The organism is Leisingera sp. M523 (genome assembly GCF_025141335.1).
GTDB lineage: Bacteria > Pseudomonadota > Alphaproteobacteria > Rhodobacterales > Rhodobacteraceae > Leisingera.
This window is the reverse complement of the sequence record NZ_CP081036.1, coordinates 223,747-240,273: the sequence shown is the minus strand read 5'-3', so window position 1 is coordinate 240,273 and position 16,527 is coordinate 223,747. Positions and strand designations below refer to the sequence as shown.

General features: G+C 63.7%; 17 protein-coding genes. 10 read left to right on the top strand and 7 right to left on the bottom strand.

Annotated features, from left to right (window positions below):
* Positions 1 to 56: 56 nt before the first annotated feature.
* Positions 57 to 269 carry a hypothetical protein gene (locus K3557_RS01140; protein ID WP_259987512.1) on the top strand — a complete coding sequence of 71 codons (213 nt, stop codon included), beginning with the start codon at positions 57 to 59 and terminating at the stop codon, positions 267 to 269.
* Here the strand turns inward: K3557_RS01140 and trxC are convergent.
* On the bottom strand, positions 266 to 691 hold the full coding sequence (gene trxC, locus K3557_RS01135) for a thioredoxin TrxC (RefSeq protein ID WP_259987514.1): 426 nt from the start codon (positions 689 to 691) through the stop codon (positions 266 to 268). The two genes, K3557_RS01140 and trxC, sit on opposite strands and share 4 nt — an antisense overlap.
* Positions 692 to 820: 129 nt before the next feature.
* Between trxC and K3557_RS01130 the strand changes: the two genes are divergently transcribed.
* The 3 genes from K3557_RS01130 (at position 821) to K3557_RS01120 (ending at position 2,246) form a co-directional block, all read left to right on the top strand.
* Positions 821 to 1,204: a hypothetical protein gene (locus tag K3557_RS01130; RefSeq protein WP_259997085.1), complete on the top strand. Its 384-nt coding sequence runs from the start codon at positions 821 to 823 to the stop codon at positions 1,202 to 1,204.
* A 61-nt stretch (positions 1,205 to 1,265) separates the two neighbouring features.
* The gene (locus K3557_RS01125; RefSeq protein WP_129369548.1) at positions 1,266 to 1,838 is read left to right on the top strand and encodes a L,D-transpeptidase; all 573 of its coding nucleotides are present in this window, start codon (positions 1,266 to 1,268) and stop codon (positions 1,836 to 1,838) included.
* Between the two features lie 198 nt (positions 1,839 to 2,036).
* Entirely contained in the window at positions 2,037 to 2,246 is a 210-nt protein-coding gene (locus K3557_RS01120) for a cold-shock protein (protein ID WP_024088679.1), read from the top strand.
* A gap of 58 nt (positions 2,247 to 2,304) precedes the next feature.
* On the opposite strand, the gene K3557_RS01115 is transcribed toward K3557_RS01120, so the two are convergent.
* A complete protein-coding gene (locus K3557_RS01115; protein WP_259997083.1) occupies positions 2,305 to 2,946 on the bottom strand; it encodes an arylesterase in 642 nt (213 codons plus the stop codon).
* A 48-nt stretch (positions 2,947 to 2,994) separates the two neighbouring features.
* Between K3557_RS01115 and K3557_RS01110 the strand changes: the two genes are divergently transcribed.
* Both K3557_RS01110 and K3557_RS01105 read left to right on the top strand, forming a co-directional pair.
* Positions 2,995 to 3,699, top strand: a complete 705-nt coding sequence (locus K3557_RS01110; RefSeq protein ID WP_259997081.1) for an ABC transporter ATP-binding protein — start codon at positions 2,995 to 2,997, stop codon at positions 3,697 to 3,699.
* The gene (locus tag K3557_RS01105; protein WP_259997077.1) at positions 3,696 to 6,221 is read left to right on the top strand and encodes an ABC transporter permease; all 2,526 of its coding nucleotides are present in this window, start codon (positions 3,696 to 3,698) and stop codon (positions 6,219 to 6,221) included. Before K3557_RS01110 ends, K3557_RS01105 begins: the two co-directional genes overlap by 4 nt.
* A 17-nt stretch (positions 6,222 to 6,238) precedes the next feature.
* On the opposite strand, the gene K3557_RS01100 is transcribed toward K3557_RS01105, so the two are convergent.
* Positions 6,239 to 6,688 carry an Rrf2 family transcriptional regulator gene (locus K3557_RS01100; protein WP_259997070.1) on the bottom strand — a complete coding sequence of 150 codons (450 nt, stop codon included), beginning with the start codon at positions 6,686 to 6,688 and terminating at the stop codon, positions 6,239 to 6,241.
* Between the two features lie 101 nt (positions 6,689 to 6,789).
* Between K3557_RS01100 and K3557_RS01095 the strand changes: the two genes are divergently transcribed.
* Together K3557_RS01095 and K3557_RS01090 are read left to right on the top strand one after the other, a co-directional pair.
* Positions 6,790 to 7,362 carry a gamma-glutamylcyclotransferase family protein gene (locus tag K3557_RS01095; protein ID WP_259997068.1) on the top strand — a complete coding sequence of 191 codons (573 nt, stop codon included), beginning with the start codon at positions 6,790 to 6,792 and terminating at the stop codon, positions 7,360 to 7,362.
* The gene (locus tag K3557_RS01090; RefSeq protein WP_259997066.1) at positions 7,359 to 8,552 is read left to right on the top strand and encodes a DUF2254 domain-containing protein; all 1,194 of its coding nucleotides are present in this window, start codon (positions 7,359 to 7,361) and stop codon (positions 8,550 to 8,552) included. Before K3557_RS01095 ends, K3557_RS01090 begins: the two co-directional genes overlap by 4 nt.
* A 241-nt stretch (positions 8,553 to 8,793) precedes the next feature.
* Here the strand turns inward: K3557_RS01090 and gltX are convergent, their stop codons facing one another.
* Together gltX and K3557_RS01080 are read right to left on the bottom strand one after the other, a co-directional pair.
* Positions 8,794 to 10,119, bottom strand: coding sequence for a glutamate--tRNA ligase (gene gltX / locus K3557_RS01085; RefSeq protein WP_259997064.1), 1,326 nt, complete (start codon positions 10,117 to 10,119; stop codon positions 8,794 to 8,796).
* A 123-nt stretch (positions 10,120 to 10,242) separates the two neighbouring features.
* Positions 10,243 to 10,671 (bottom strand): DUF1801 domain-containing protein, encoded by a 429-nt coding sequence (locus K3557_RS01080; RefSeq protein WP_259997062.1) that lies wholly within the window; start codon positions 10,669 to 10,671, stop codon positions 10,243 to 10,245.
* Between the two features lie 109 nt (positions 10,672 to 10,780).
* Between K3557_RS01080 and K3557_RS01075 the strand changes: the two genes are divergently transcribed.
* On the top strand, positions 10,781 to 11,713 hold the full coding sequence (locus K3557_RS01075; RefSeq protein ID WP_259997060.1) for an MBL fold metallo-hydrolase: 933 nt from the start codon (positions 10,781 to 10,783) through the stop codon (positions 11,711 to 11,713).
* A 10-nt stretch (positions 11,714 to 11,723) separates the two neighbouring features.
* Here K3557_RS01075 and K3557_RS01070 read toward each other — a convergent pair whose 3' ends face one another.
* Positions 11,724 to 13,055 carry an FAD-binding oxidoreductase gene (locus K3557_RS01070; RefSeq protein WP_259997059.1) on the bottom strand — a complete coding sequence of 444 codons (1,332 nt, stop codon included), beginning with the start codon at positions 13,053 to 13,055 and terminating at the stop codon, positions 11,724 to 11,726.
* A gap of 179 nt (positions 13,056 to 13,234) precedes the next feature.
* Positions 13,235 to 14,893 (bottom strand): NAD+ synthase, encoded by a 1,659-nt coding sequence (locus K3557_RS01065; RefSeq protein WP_259997058.1) that lies wholly within the window; start codon positions 14,891 to 14,893, stop codon positions 13,235 to 13,237.
* A gap of 170 nt (positions 14,894 to 15,063) precedes the next feature.
* Between K3557_RS01065 and K3557_RS01060 the strand changes: the two genes are divergently transcribed.
* Positions 15,064 to 16,485 (top strand): MORN repeat-containing protein, encoded by a 1,422-nt coding sequence (locus tag K3557_RS01060; RefSeq protein WP_259997057.1) that lies wholly within the window; start codon positions 15,064 to 15,066, stop codon positions 16,483 to 16,485.
* Positions 16,486 to 16,527: the final 42 nt, after the last annotated feature.

Sequence of the window (16,527 nt, the reverse complement as noted above, 5' to 3'; positions counted from 1 at the left end):
AGTCTTGAGAGACACTGGGGCGGTCAGGCTAGATTGCTCCCGGAGAAGGAGTTGCCATGGTTTGGGCTGGACTGTTCGCAGGTATGATCACCGGAATGTGCGCCACGGCGTTTGGTTTTTTTGTGGCCGCGCTGCCGCTGTGGCTGAGCCTGCTGCTGTATCCGGCAGCCGGGCTGGGCGCGACCGTGCTGGTGATCGCGGGGCTTTCCCTGCGCTGCTGGCTGCAGTCGCAGCCGGTCTTCGGGCAAGCCTACGGCAACCGCGCCTAGCCGCGCAGCCAGCTGACGATCTGGCCTTGCCGCATCGCGCCGGCCTGGCGCTTTTTCTCCTTGCCGCGCTCAAAGGCGACCAGGGCCGGGATGCCGCGGATGCGGTAGCGCGCACCGGTGGACGGGTGGTCCTGGGTGTTCAGCTTGACCAGCCGCGCCTTGCTGCCCAGCGCCTTGGCGGCCTTGGCAAATTCCGGCGCCATCATCCGGCAGGGCCCGCACCAGGGCGCCCAGAAATCCACCAGCAGCGGCAAATCGTCATTCTGCGCCGCCTTCTGCAATGTGGCCGGATCCACATCCACCGGCTTGCCCGGCAGCAACGCCGCGCCGCAGCTGCCGCAATTGGGGCCTTTGCCCAGCTTGTCCTCCGGCACCCGGTTCAGCTGGGCACAGGCCAGGCAGGTCAGGGTCTTGGCGCCCATGATGGTTCCTCCGCTTCAATCCTGCTCTGATACAGACATCGGCTGCCAGGCCGCAAGAGACGCCGACGGAGCTTCACAAACCTGTAATCAGCACTGGAAGCCGCAGGCCGCCGCTTCAATATCAAAGGCATGCAACGGATACTCCGCCTCCTGCCGCCGCTTGCGGCCGTTCTGGCAGCCGCCGAACTGGCGCATTTTATGAATCTGACCGCAGGCCTGGGGGCACATCCCTGGTGGGCGGGCAAGGTGATCTGGCTGGGCGCCTTGCCCGGTCTTGCCTTGGCCCTTGCCGTCCGCCAGCTGCATCTTCCACGCTGGCTGGCAGCCGCGGGTTTCGCGGTCTTCGGTGCTGCGGCCTTTGCCATCGCGGCAGCAGGCAAGGCGCAATTCGCCGCGTCTTATGCCGAAGATCTGCTGGCCGGAAAATTCTGGTACTTTGGCTGGATTGCCGTCTGCACACTGGCTGCTGCTACGCTTGCAACACTTGCCGGCCCGTCTGCGAAAACCCGTTGACCCAGCGCATTCCGCGCCGGAAGATGATTAGACGACACAACAGACATCCGGAGATTTAGCCATGATTTCACGCCGGAAAATTCTGAGCACCGGTACTGCGGCCGCCGCAGCAACCTTGCTTCCGCTGCCTGCGCTGGCTCGCAAAAAGGACCCCGCTCCCTTTGATCCCACCCCGCAGGAGGTCCGGATCCGCAAGGATTTTGCCCCGGGGCAGATCCTGGTGCTGCCGCGCTCCTACTACCTGTACTTTGTCACCGACAAGCGCAAGGCGATGCGCTACGGCGTTGGCGTCGGCAAGGCTGGCCTGGAGTTCACCGGCACAGCGGTGATTGAACGCAAAAAAGTCTGGCCCACCTGGCGCCCGACCGACGAGATGATCGAACGCGATCCGCGGGCCTATGCCAAGTTTGTCGACAATGAATACATTCAGCCCGGCGGGCCGGAAAATCCGCTGGGTGCGCGGGCCCTCTATCTGTTTCAAAACGGCATCGACACCTACTTCCGCATCCATGGCACCAACCAGCCGCAGACCATCGGGCACTCGGTTTCCAACGGCTGCATCCGGATGATGAACGAGCACGTTACGGATCTGTATCAGCGGGTTCCGCTCGGCACGGTTGTGACGGTGCTTTAGGCACGGTTCTGCCGGAGACTCCGCGTCACTTTGGATTTTTTCTTGCGCCAGGGGTGATTCCTACTCAATTCTGTCACCGCAACGTCACGCGAGTATCATCACTGTTGCCTTACCGGCGCGGTCATGACCTTTGCAGGCCGTTGCCGTTCTGCCGCATGACGCGGGCAGAGAATTGAGACGACTTAGGAGAATACGACGATGGCGACTGGCACCGTCAAATGGTTCAACACCACCAAAGGCTACGGCTTTATTGCACCCGATGATGGCGGCAAGGACATTTTTGTCCACATTTCCGCAGTTGAGCGATCAGGGCTGACCGGCCTGGCCGACAATCAGAAAGTGACTTACGAACTGCAGGCTGGCCGCGACGGCCGCGAGTCCGCGGTTGATATCGCACTGGCCTCCTGATCCGAACTTCTGATCACGCCTGAGAGCTTTCAAACAGCCCTGCCCGCCGGGGCTGTTTTCAATGTTGAATCGCCGTGACCAGCTGCAGGGCTGCCGGTCCGATCGCAGCCACGTTCAGCGCAACGCCCCCGGCATTCGGGTGGATGCCATCATCCTGCAAATAGGCCTGCGCCGCTGCCGGGTCGCCGCCCACCGCTGCTGCAATGCCCGCAAAGGCATCCGGATGCAGCACCGCATCGAATTCGGCAGCCAAGTCCGGGTATATCGCATCAAAGGCGGTCTTGTAGTCCAGCCCGTAATTGCCCGGCGCCTTCATGCCGATCAGCAAGGTTTCAATACCCAAGGTTTCGGCTTCCTGCAGGATGAGGGCCAGATTGGCTCGCGCCGCCGCTGGCGCCAGGCCGCGCAGCAGGTCGTTGCCGCCCAAAAGCACGATCAACCCGTCGGGATTGTCCGACAGCGTCCACTCCGCCCGCTCTGCCCCGCCGGCGGTGGTGTCGCCGGACACACCGGCATTCTGCAGCACCACTTCGGCGCCGTTTTCATTCAGCCAGTGCTCCAGCTGCGGCACCAGACCCTGGTCCTGCGGCAGCCCGTAACCCTGCACCAGACTGTCGCCCAATGCCGTGATCCGAAGCGGCTCAGCCCAGGCGGCGTTTGAAAAAAGCAGCAAACTCAACAGCGCCAGTATCTTGTGCATCGCCGCAAACACTCCATATCCGATAGGTGGATCCAACAGGCAGGCCCGATGACCAACGATAACAGCCCCGTTCTGCATCTCTTAGATGCGTCTTTGACCCTGAATAGCAATACCGGTCCGGTAGAGATTTTGCACGGCATATCGCTCGATGTGCGGCGGGGGGAGACGTTGGGGCTGGTGGGGCCGTCCGGGTCCGGCAAGTCCTCGCTTTTGATGCTGATGGGCGGGCTGGAGCAGGCCACCGGCGGCACGATCACCGCACTTGGCCAGGATCTGACGGCAATGGACGAGGACGCGCTGGCCCGGTTCCGGCGCAACAACATGGGGGTGGTGTTCCAGAGCTTTCACCTGATCCCAACCATGACCGCACTGGAAAATGTCGCCACGCCGCTGGAGCTGGCAGGCGTCAAAGATGCCTTTGACCGGGCCCAGGCGGAACTGGAAGCGGTTGGCCTTGGCCATCGCGCCGGCCATTTCCCGGCGCAAATGTCGGGCGGTGAGCAGCAGCGCGTGGCCTTGGCGCGCGCCCTGGCACCGCGGCCGGCGATCCTGTTGGCGGATGAACCCACCGGCAATCTGGATGAGGCCAACGGCGAAGCGGTGATGGATCTGCTGTTCGGTCTGCGCGACCGCTACGGCGCGACGCTGGTGATGGTCACCCATGCGCCGGAACTGGCGGCACGCTGCGACCGGGTCGTCCGCTTGCGCGACGGGCGGGTGGATGACGCCGCCGCGCGCGAGGCCGCGGAATGAATGCTGCCGCCTTCCGCCTCGCCTGGCGTTTTGCCCTGCGCGAGCTGCGCGGAGGCCTGAAGGGGTTCCGCATTTTTCTGGCCTGTCTGGCGCTGGGAGTCGGGGTGATTGCTGCCATCGGTTCGATCCGGGCGTCGATCGAAACCGGGCTGTCGCGCGAGGGTGCGACCATTCTGGGCGGAGACGCCGAGCTGAACTTCACCTACCGCTTTGCCAATGAGGACGAGCGCGCCTGGGTGGAGAGAAACGCGGTGCGCTATTCCGAAATTGCCGAGTTCCGCTCGATGGCGACGGTGGGCGAGGAACGCGGGCTGACCCAAGTGAAGGCGGTGGACGGGCTGTATCCGTTGAAGGGAGCGATGCAGCTTTTGCCACCGATCCCCTTGGAGTCCGCTTTGGCAGGAGCAAAGGGCCTGCCGGGCGGCGTTATGGACCGGGTACTGGCGGACCGGCTGGGATTGCAGCCGGGCGATACGTTCCGGCTGGGTACGCAGGACTTCAGGCTGACAGCACTGATCGCACTGGAACCGGATGCCGCGGCCTCGGGCTTTGAACTGGGCCCGCGAACTATGGTGCGGACAGCGGATCTGGCGGACTCCGGACTATTGGAGCCGGGCACGCTGTTTGATACCAAATACCGGATGCAGCTGCCTGCGGGCAGCGACCTGACCGCGCTGCAGGCCGAGGCCGAAGGCCTGTTTGAAACCACCGGGATGCGCTGGCGGGATGCCAGGAACGGCGCGCCGGGGATATCCTCGTTCGTGGAACGCCTCGGCGGGTTTCTGGTGCTGGTGGGCCTGTCAGGATTGGCGGTGGGCGGGGTTGGCGTTTCCGCCGCCGTGCGGGCCTATCTGGCGACCAAAACCGCCACCATCGCCACCCTGCGCACGCTGGGGGCGGAGCGGCAGACGATTTTCCTGACCTACTTTCTGCAGATCGGCGCGCTGACGCTGATCGGGGTGGGTATTGGCCTGGTTTTGGGCGGGTTGGGACCCATGCTGCTGGGCCCGCTGATTGCTGCACAGCTGCCGTTCCCGGCGGTGTTCTCGATCTATCCGTCCGCACTGGCCGAGGCCGCAATATACGGCGTGCTGACCGCCTTCATCTTTGCCCTATGGCCGCTGGCGCGGGCGGAGCGCATCCGCGCCGCCTCCCTGTTCCGGGACGCTTTTGCCAGCCAAACGCGGCTGCCTGCGCCGCGCTATCTGCTGGCGACCGCGCTGGCATTGGGGGCGCTGGTGGGGCTGGCCGCCTGGTTCAGCGGCTCGGCGCAGCTGACCTTGTGGACAGCGGGCGGGCTGATGGGCGCGCTGATGGTGCTGCTGGTTGCGGCGCTTGGCATCGGTTTTCTCGCCCGCCGCGGCTCAGGTGCCGCGCGCGGGCGCCCTGCCCTTCGCTGGGCGCTGTCCTCCATTGGCAGCGCCCGTGACGGCGCGGTGCCTGCGGTGCTGGCTTTAGGGCTGGGGCTGACGGTGCTGGCTGCCATCGGCCAGATCGACGGCAACATGCGCCGCGCAATTGCGGGCAACCTGCCGGATGTGGCGCCCAGTTATTTCTTTGTCGATATCCAGCGCAGCCAAATGCCCGGGTTTCTGGAGCGGGTCGAGAATGACCCGGCTGTGACCCGCGTGGAAAACGCGCCGATGCTGCGCGGAGTGCTGACCCGGATCAACGGCCAGGCGGCCACGGAAGTTGCCGGCGATCACTGGGTGGTACGCGGCGACCGCGGCATCACCTATGCTGCGGCCCGGCCTGAGGCGACTGAGGTGACCGCAGGCAAATGGTGGCCGGAGGATTATACCGGCGAACCGCAGATCAGCTTTGCCGCCGAGGAGGCAGAGGAGCTGGGGCTGTCCTTGGGCGACACGCTGACGCTGAACATCCTGGGCCGCGACATCACCGGCACCATCACCAGCTTCCGCAATGTGGATTTCTCCACTGCGGGCATGGGGTTTGTGATGGTGCTGAACGAGGCCGCACTGGCCGGCGCGCCGCATAGTTTCATCGCAACCGTCTATGCCGAAGAACAGGCCGAGGCCGCAATCCTGCGCGATCTGGCTCGTGAGATGCCGAACATCACCGCGATCCGGATGCGCGATGCGATCGACCGGGTGTCGGACATTCTGCGCCAGCTGGCCGCCGCCACCGCCTATGGCGCCGCAGCAACGCTGCTGACCGGGTTTCTGGTGCTGCTGGGCACGGCGGCAGCTGGAGAGCCCGCGCGCCGGTATGAGGCGGCACTGCTGAAAACCCTGGGCGCGCCGCGCAAACAGATCCTGCTGAGCTTTGCCCTGCGATCCGCCCTGCTGGGCGCCGCCGCCGGGCTGGTGGCGCTGGCGGCGGGCATTGCCGGAGCCTGGGCGATCAATGCCTATGTGTTCGAGACCAGCTATGCGGTGATCTGGCCGAATGCTTTGATGGTGATCTCAGGCGGGGTGCTGACAACACTGCTGGCCGGGCTGGCCTTTGCCCTGCGCCCGCTGGCCGCCAAGCCCGCCCGCATCCTGCGCGCAAGGGAATAAATGGCGCTGCGGCGGCCTCAGCGGGCGCCGCAGGAAACCGGCTGCAGGATCCGCAACAGGTCGTGATTGTCGCACACCAATGCCTCCAGCGTGATGTCATCAAGCGAAGTATAAAACGCCTGTGCCGCATCTGACAGCGCCACCTTGAGACGGCAGGCATCGGTCAGCGGGCAGGTATTGTCCGCGTCGGCAAAGCACTCCACCATCGGCAGGCCGCCTTCGACATCGCGAAACACGTCGCCGATCCGGATTTCCAATGCGGGCTTACCCAGGTTCATACCGCCATTGCGCCCCCGCTGGGTCGCCAGATAGCCAAGCTGGCTCAGCTGGTTGATCACCTGCGCCAGATGGTTTTCCGAGATATTGCAGCATTCGGCAATCTCGGCCTTGGTCACCAGACGGTCTTTGTGCGCGGCGCAATACATCAGCAGCCGCACGGCAATGTTGGTCCTTTTGGTAATGCGCATGGGTCGCTCCCGCAGCTATGGTGCATCGCTTATTGCACAGGCCGCCAAAAAGCGGTTTGACATACATCAATAACCGGAAACACGAACGATAGGCAGAGCGGATGACAGGCCCTTATTTCTTTGGCTACGGCAGCCTGGTGAACACGGCAACGCATGACTATGGCGGCGCCCGGCCTGCCCGGCTGCGGGGGTGGCGCCGCGCCTGGGTGCATACTGGCCTGCGCGAGGTGGCGTTCCTGTCGGCGGTCCCTTGCGCGGACAGCGTGATTGACGGGCTGATCGCCGAGGTGCCCGGGGCCGACTGGGCTGCACTGGATGAACGGGAATTTGCCTATGAACGGCTGCCCGCATCAGACAGGGTCCAGCATGACCTGAGCGGGGCGCCGGAGATTTCCGTCTATGCCGTGGCAACGGAACAGCAAAACGGTGCCACGGATAAGCATCCCATCCTGCTCAGCTATCTGGATGTGGTGCTGCAGGGCTATTTGCAGGTCTTTGGCGAGGCCGGGCTGCACGGCTTTGCTGCCACCACCGATGGCTGGGACGCGCCGGTTCTGAACGACCGCGCCGCGCCGCGCTATCCGCGCCACCAGCCGGTTTCAGCAGCCGAGCGCAAATTGTTTGATGAACTGATCGACAGTACAGGTGCCCGCCGGATAGACTCAGGATCATGATAGAAAAAGCGCTGCTGCACCTCGGCCGGATTGCACGGCAGCTCTGGTTCAGGGTTGTGCTGATTTCCCTGTTTTCCTTGCTGGCCCTGCTGCTCGCACCACTGGCAAAACCGCTGCTTCCGGACAGCCTGAGCGCAGATTTCGGGCGCGAGGCGGTGCTGCCGGTGCTGACGATCCTGGCGTCGGGCATGCTGGCGGTCACCACCTTTTCGCTCAACGTCATGGTCAGCGCCTACCGCACCGCGGCGTCAATGGCGACGCCGCGGGTCTACCGGCTGCTGCTGGAAGACACCGTCACCCACCGGGTTCTGGCAACCTTTGTGGGCGGGTTCATCTATTCGCTGAGCGCGGTGATCCTGTTCCGGGCCCGCTATTATACGCCTGAAGGCGCGCTGGTGGTGTTCGGTCTGACGATCATCGTGGTGATCCTGATCGTCGGCGCCATCCTGCGCTGGATAGACCATCTGTCGAGCCTGGGCAGCATGGATCATACCCTGCGTCTGATCGAAAACCGCACCCGCGCCAGCCTGCGCGCGCGGATGGAAAAACCCTGTCTGGGCGGGCTCTGCGCACGTAAAGAGGCCAAACCCGGCGACGCCGTTGATATCCCCGCCGCCAAGAGCGGTTTTGTCCGCTTTGCCGGGCTGACCCGGTTGAACGATCTGGCTGAGGAAGCCGGCACGCAGATCACCCTGGCACGCGCACCCGGCGAGTACATTCTGCGCGGCCAGCCGGTGGCCTGGGCTACCGCCGGGGACAATGACTTCTGCAAGGCGGCTTCAGCTGCGATCGACATCGGCGATGTACGCAGCTTTGATCAGGACCCGTCATTCGGCCTGTCGCTGCTGGCCGAGACCGCGCAAAAGGCGCTGTCGCCCGGTGTCAATGATCCCGGCACCGCGGTTGAAGTCATGGGCCGGCTGGAACGGTTGCTGTGGGAGAACACACCGGCGGATGAGACCAGTGACGCCCGCGAGGCTGCCTACCCCAATGTCTGCATCCCGCCGGTCACCGCACAGCATCTGCTGGCCTGCGCCTTTCCCCCGATTGCCCGCTGCGGCAGTGATGCCCCGTCAGTCATGCGCTGGATGGGAAAATCCCTGGACGCGCTTGGCGAGCATCCGAACCCGGATATGGCCAAAGCCGCCAGGGAAATGTGCCGGGAACTGAAGGATGGCAGCTGGGGCTGAGCGGCCTGTGATTGGCAAAAGGGTGTGCACCCGCCTGTTCCGGCGCATGAAATATGCGCTGTGCACAGTTGGGCATGGCACCGCTCCCCATGGGGAGCGGTGCAGCGCCGCGCCTCCGCGCGGCGCCGGGCCCAACCGGCGGCACGGCATCTTTGATGCCGGTCCGGCGGGCGGGAGCCCCCGATAGCAAATAGGCGGCACCTTGAAGCGCCGCCTATTTTTTAGTTCCGGCGAACCTCAATCAGCCGCGGGCGCGGACCGTTTCCATCAGCGCCAGAAGCGCCGACATGTCCGGGCCGCGCTCCATGCCGGTGACCGCCTTGCGCAGCGGCATGAACAGACCTTTGCCCTTGCGGCCTGTTGCCTCTTTCACAGCGGTGGTCCAGGTCTTCCAGCTTTCACTGTCATACGGGCCTTCCGGCAGCAGCGCCATCGCTTCGGCGATGAACTCCTTGTCCTCGTCGGCTATCAACGGCTCGGCACCATCGCGGCACAGCTCCCACCAGCCCGCCAGATCCTTCAGCGTGGTGATGTTTTCCTTGGCCACATCCCAGAAGGCCGCCTGTTTCGCGGCAGGCACGCCCAGTGCGTCTACATGGCTTTGCACCGCCTCCAGCGGCAGCGACTGCAGGTGGCGGGCGGTCAGCGGATAGAGATCCTCGACATCGAATTTGGTAGGGGCTGCCCCAAAGCGGTTGATGTCGAAGCCATCGATCAGCTCGGCCAATTCCGAACGCAGCTCCACCGGGTCGGAAGAGCCCAAACGCGCCATCAAGGACAGCAGCGCCATCGGCTGCACGCCCGCTTCGCGCAGGTCGCGCAGGGCAAGCGTACCGAGACGCTTGGAGAGCGCCTCGCCCTGCGGGCCGGTCAGCAGCGAATGGTGCGCAAAGGACGGTACGGTGCCGCCCAGCGCTTCGATGATCTGGATCTGGGTGGCAGTGTTGGTCACATGGTCCGAGCCGCGCACCACATTGGTCACGCCCATTTCGGTGTCGTCCACAACCGAGGCCAGCGTGTAGAGGAACTGACCGTCGCCGCGGATCAGCACCGGGTCCGAGACCGAAGCCGCGTCAATGGAGATATCGCCGAGGATTCCATCGGCCCATTCAATGCGCTGATGATCCAGCTTGAAGCGCCAGACGCCATCGCCGCGCTCGGCGCGCAGGGCCGCTTTTTCGTCCTCTGACAATGCCAGCGCAGCGCGGTCATAGACCGGCGGCTTGCCCATGTTCAGCTGTTTCTTGCGCTTCAGGTCCAGCTCGACCGGGGTCTCGAACGCCTCGTAGAAACGGCCGATCTCGCGCAGCTTGTCCGCAGCTGCGACATAGCGGTCGAGACGCTCGGACTGGCGCTCCACCTTGTCCCAGGTCAGGCCCAGCCATTCCAGGTCCTGCTTGATGGCATCGACGTATTCTTCCTTGGACCGCTCAGGGTCGGTGTCGTCGATGCGCAGGATGAAAGTGCCGCCAGCCTTGCGGGCGATCAGGTAGTTCATCAGCGCGGTGCGCAGGTTGCCGACGTGGATATAGCCGGTCGGCGACGGGGCAAAACGGGTGGTGGTCATCACGGTTCTCCTGTTGCCGATGCCTTGTCACATGGGCGGCGGATTGTCCAGTTTCAGCAGGGTTAACGCGCCTCGCGGCGCGTGCCTCCGGCGGGGATACTTGGGGCAAGAGGAAAGCGCGGGTCAGCTTGGCTGCACCGGCCAGATTACGTTGAGGTCTTTCAGGCCGGTCCGGATCAGTTCAGCCAGGACTTCCAGATCGATATCGGCCAGCTTGTTCACATAAAGGCAGCTTCTGCCCAGCTTGTGTTTACCCAGGCGCGCCAGGATAGCGCCGTAGTCCTGATAGCCCGGCATGATGTAGATCGAATGGCACGCCTTGCGGGGGGAGAATCCGGTGGCGAGGAAGTCTCCTTCGCGTCCCGTTGCATGGCGGTAGTGGTAGCGCCCGTAACCGATGATGGAAGGGCCCCACATCTGCGGCGTAAAATCGGTGGTTTGGCGGAACAGGGCATCCAGCTCTTGCGCTTCCACCGCCTTGCGCTCTGGTTCAACCGTGGCAAGGAAATCTGCAACGCTGGCTCCGGTCGGGACGGTTTTGTTCTGGCTCATGGCGGGGGCCTCCTGCCTGCATCTTAACCCGCATCACGGGATTGTTTACAGCCCTCTGCCGCCGCGGCGCTAGGATGCGGGCAGTCCAATGCAACTTGGAGGTTCCCTGATGACTGTTTCCCTGTCCCGCCGTGCGGCCCTGGCCGGTGCCGCCGCCCTGCCCCTTGCCGCTGCTGCAACACCGCTTCTGGCCGGCGCCCACGGCGGCCGCGCCGAAGCGCCCATTGCCCATACATTCAAGCTGGGCGAGATGCCGGTCACCACGCTGCTGGATGCCTCATCCTTGCGTGACGGACCGAAACCGCTGTTTGGCGCGGCAGCCAGCGATGCGGAGTTTACCGAGGTTTCTGCTGAGAACTTCGTCTCAGCAGAAACACTGCAATTCTACTTCACGCCTACGCTGGTGGATACCGGGGCAGAGCTGGTGCTGTTTGATACCGGGCTTGGCGCAGGCGGTATTGCCAAGGCGCTGGCCGCAGCCGGAGTCACCCCGGACCAGATCAATGTGGTTGTGATCACCCATATGCACCCGGACCACATAGGCGGGCTGATGACAGACGGTACGCCCACCTTTGCCAATGCCCGCTATATCATGGGATCTGCCGAGTATGATTTCTGGTCCAAGATGGAGGCGGGCAACCGGGTTGGTGATCTGGTGGCCAGCAATGTGACGCCGCTGGCAGAGAAAACCACATTCATTGACGACGGCGCCGACGTGGCGCCGGGAATCACTGCGATGGCAAGCTTTGGCCACACGCCGGGGCATATGGGCTTCATGCTGGAAAGCGGCAACCGGCAGCTGTTGCTGACGGCGGATCTGGCCAATCATTATGTCTACAGTTTTGCCCGGCCCGACTGGGCGTTCAGCTTTGATGCCGATGCCGAGGCTGCCAGCGCGTCACGCCGCCGGGTGCTGGGGATGCTGGCCGCCGACAAGGTGCCGATGATCGGCTATCACATGCCCTTCCCCGCCGCCGGTTTTGTCGAGACCCGCGGCGAGGGCTTTCGCTATGTGCCGGTCAGTTATCAGCTGATGGGCTGAGCGGCCCGGTTCAATAGCCGGTTTGCGGCCCGTATCTGCTGCCGTCCGTAAACCGCGACAGGCGGAAGGCGTGCGGATCCACCACGGGGGCGTCGCCGGTCACCAGATCGGCGGCCAGTTTGCCTGCCGCCGGTCCAATGCCGAAACCATGGCCGGAGAAGCCCGTGGCAACAAACAGCCCCGGCAGACCGTCGGCCTGCGAGATCACCGGGATCGCATCCGGAGTGACATCGATCAGCCCGCCCCAGCTTTGCACCACATCGGCGCCTTGCAGCACTGGGAATGCCTTTTGCGCCGTTGACCAGCCGCTTTTCAGCGCCTTTTGCGACGGCGCAGGGTCCAGCACCCGGCACAGTTCAAACGGGGTGGTCTGGTTCGGCTGCCAGTGGCGGGCCTGCGCCGCCTCTTCGCGCCAACGGTCTGACAGGCGAAATTGCAGCGCACGCCATTCCTGGCGGTAGCTGGGCAGGAATTTCCAACCCAGCCGGAAACTGTCGGGCACGATATCGACAATGTTTTCATGAGCATCGGCCACGGTGTAGCCGCCGTCAGCGCGCTTGCGCAGGCCAAGGTTGGCGGCACGGATGGCTGTTTCCGGCCCGCCCTGCACCGGGGAGGTGCGCAGGACCGAGTTCAGAACCTTAAGCTGCGGCAGGTTGATACCGGCATTGCCCAGGAACAGCCGCGACCAGGCACCGCCAGCCACCACCACGGTGGAACAGGCCACGCGGCCGCGTTCGGTCATCACGCCGCTGATGCGGCCTGCAGCGGTTTCAACGCTGCGCACGGCACATTCGGTCATCACCTTGGCACCTGCCGCCTGCGCTGCGGTGGCGATGGCATGGGTGGCCAATTGCGGCTCCGCCCGCCCGTCTATCGGCGTCAGCAGCCCGCTGCGGGTCTTGGTCTGATGGCCCGGCATCAGCTGCTCAATCTGATCGCCGCGAACCATGCGGGCGTCCTGCCCCCAGTCGTCAAGATTGCTCAGCCAGCGCTCCAGCTGTGCCTCGCGCTTGGCGGTTTCCGCAGTGTAGAGGATGCCGGAGCGGGTAAAGCCGGTTTCCTTGCCGGTGCGTTCGGCCAGCCCTTCCCAGAGCCTGAGCGCCTCGGCCATCAGCTGAATTTCGCGGGGATCGCGGCAGGACATCCGCACCCACCCCCAGTTGCGCGAGCTTTGCTCTGCTGCAATCTGGCCTTTTTCGCACAACAGCACGGAATGTCCGCGTTCAGCCAGTTCCAAAGCCGTCGCTGCGCCAATGATACCGCCGCCGATCACCACGGCGTCAACGGCCTTGGGCAAGGCCAGATCGGATTGAAAGTGAGGCAGCTTTGGTCCGGGCATGAGGGCATCTATGCCCGCAGCTGCCCCCTCGGTCCAGCGTACAGGCCGCACAGCGTGCGCCGCTTTTCTGCATTGTGATTTTTCCGCCGCATATCAGGGCGTTATCACTGCGGAAAGCCAGATAGGCAGGAGGCAAGAAAGCGTAGAAACACTGTGCCTTCAATAGGTTAACATGGACCTCAGGACGGGTCGCGCCAGCGGTTGACGATCGGATAGCGCCGGTCCAGCCAGAACGCGCTTGGGGTCAGGCGGGCGCCGGGCGCGGACTGGAAGCGTTTGTATTCGCTAATGTAAACCAGATGCTCGACCCGTTTGACCACATCCCGGTCGAAACCGGCGGCAACACAATCTAAGATTGAACCATCCTGGTCGACCAGGATATCCAGAATCGCGTCCAGCTCAGGGTAGTCCGGCAGGCTGTCGCTGTCCTTCTGGTCCTCGCGCAGTTCGGCACTGGGCGGCTTGTCGATCACATTTGGGCGGATCACTTCGCCTTCCGGCCCCTTCATCCAGGGACGGTGATTGGCGTTGCGCCAGCGGCAGGTCTCAAACACCCGTGTCTTGTACATGTCCTTGATCGGATTATAGCCGCCGTTCATGTCGCCGTAGATGGTGGCATAGCCCACCGCGACTTCGGATTTGTTGCCAGTGGTCAGCAGCATCTCGCCAAACTTGTTGGACATTGCCATCAGCAGCAGCCCGCGCAGGCGGGACTGGATGTTTTCTTCGGTCAGGCCCGGCTCCATCCCCGCAAACAGCGGCGCCAGCGTGTTGGTGATCGCGGCGCGACCCTCAGAAATAGGCACGTAGTCGTAGTGCACGCCAAGCGCTTTTGCGACAGCCTCGGCATCCTCTAGCGATTCCCGGCTGGTATATTCCGACGGCAGCATCACGCAGCGAACATTCTCAGCACCCAGCGCGTCCACCGCAATTGCCGCGACAATCGCCGAGTCGACACCGCCGGACAGGCCCAGCAGCACCTTCTTGAAGCCGGTCTTGCCCATGTAGTCGCGCAAGGATTCGACCATTACCCGGTAATCCTGTTCCCACGCGTCCGGCAGATGCGCCTTATCGCCCTCCACCGCGCGCCAGCCGTCTTCGGTGCGCTCCAGATCAAGATGGGCATAAGCCTCGTCAAACACCGGCATCTGCAGCGCCAGGGCGCCGCCCGGGTTCAGCACAAATGAGCCGCCGTCAAACACCTGATCGTCCTGGCCACCGACCATGTTGAGGTAGATCACCGGCAAGTGGGTTTCGACCGCGCGCGCCACCATGTGGTTAAAGCGCACCTCCATCTTGTTGCGGAAATAGGGCGAGCCGTTGGGGATCAGCAGAAACTCGGCACCAGTTTCGGCCAGGGTTTCCGCGACATCCTCGTGCCAGCCATCCTCGCAGATGGGGGAGCCGATACGGGTGTTGCCGACCGCATAAGGGCCGCCCAAGGGGCCGGCATCAAAAATCCGCACCTCGTCGAACACAGTTTCATTGGGCAGGTGATGCTTGAGGCTGCGCGACGCGATCTTGCCGCCCTTGAGGATCAGGTAAGCGTTGTACAGCCGCCCGCCCTCGATCCAGGGGCCGCCAATTGCCAGCGCCGGACCATCGGCACAGTCTGCCGCCAGCTTTTCAACTTCGGCTATGGCCGCCGTGTGAAAGGCCGGTTTCATCACCAGATCCTGGGTGTTGTAGCCGGTGATGAACATTTCCGGCAGCGCCACCAGATCGGCGCCGGCGGTGCGGCCCTCCTCCCAGGCGGCTTTGGCCTTGGCGGCATTGCCTGTCAGGTCGCCCACCGTGGGGTTCAGCTGCGCCAGTGTCACGCGGAAACGGTCTGCCATGCTGCTTTGGCCCTTTGTAAATGTCCTCCCCCAGCCATTTACCAGATTGACCGCCAAGGAAAAGACCGCAGGGTAAAAGACATTGCGGCCCCGCCTGCGGTAGCTTAGTTTCCGGGCGAGCAACCCAATATGGCAGCAGCACCGTAATTCCTGGGCAGGCAGAGGTTTCAATGACCCGTTTCGGCACCGCATTCACGCTTTCCGCACTTCTGGCACTGGCCGCACCGGCGCTGGCCCAGGAGAGTGACGTCATAACCACCCAGGACGAAATCGGCGGTGTCTACCAAGGCACCTTTAGGGGCGGGCTGCAGCATGGCACCGGCACTTACAAGCTGCCAAGCGGCTATGAATACACCGGTGAATGGGTCGATGGTGAAGTGCGCGGCCAAGGCGTGGCACGCTTTCCGGACGGCTCGGTCTATGAGGGCGGGTTTGCGCAAGGCAAGCCGCACGGGCTGGGCAAACTGACCCGCGCCGACGGCAGCACCTATGAGGGCGGCTGGCAGAATGGGCAAATCCATGGCGACGGCACCTCGGTCTATGCCAGCGGGGTACGGTATCACGGCAGCTTTGCCGATGGTAAGCGGCACGGCAAGGGCGCAATGTCCTCTCCCGACGGCTATTCCTATGACGGCGATTGGGTTGCGGGCCGCCAGCAAGGCCAGGCCAGGATCACCTACGGCGAGGGCACTGTTTACGCGGGCGCTGTGGCTGACGGCCAGTTGCAGGGCCAGGGCAAGCTGGAGACCTCGGACGGGCTGGTCTACGAGGGCGAGTGGGCCGCAAGCCAAATGCATGGCACCGGCCGCCTGATGCAGCCCAACGGCGATATCTACGAAGGCGAGCTGCAAAACGGCCGCCGCCATGGCACCGGCAAGCAGACCTATGCCAACGGCGACGTCTACGCCGGCGACTTTCTGGACGATCAGCGCCACGGCATGGGCACTTTCACCGAAAAAGACGGCTACACCTATACCGGCGAATGGGTGAAGGGACAGATCGAAGGCAAAGGCAAGGCGGTCTATCCGGACGGATCGGTTTATGAGGGTGACTTCCGGGACGACCTTGCTGAGGGTCAGGGCAAGATCACCTATCCCGACGGCTCCACCTACCAAGGCGCTTGGATGGCTGGCGTGATCGAGGGCAAAGGCACCGCGACCTACCCCAACGGCATCACCTATACCGGGGACTTCCAGAATGCCAAGAACCACGGCCAGGGTGTCATGACCTATGCCGACGGTTACCGGTACGAGGGCGGCTGGCAGAACGGGCAGCGCCATGGCGACGCCAAGGTGACCTATGCCGACGGCTCGGTCTATACCGGTGCGTTTGCGGACAGCCAGCGGCACGGTCAGGGCAAGATCGAAATGCCCGACGGCTTCATCTACGAGGGCAGCTGGCAAGAGGGTAAGATCTTTGGCGACGGTGTCGCGACCTATGCCAATGGCGACGTCTATGAGGGCAGTTTTGTCAACGGCAAGCGGCAGGGGCCGGGCACGATGAAATACGCCAGCGGCCAGCAGGCGGACGGCACCTGGGAAAACGGCGCGCTGGTGAGCCGCGAGGCCGGGGACGCAGCGCAGACCGAGTAAGCCAGGCGGGATTTCCAGACCGGAATTCAGGCGCGCCGGAGT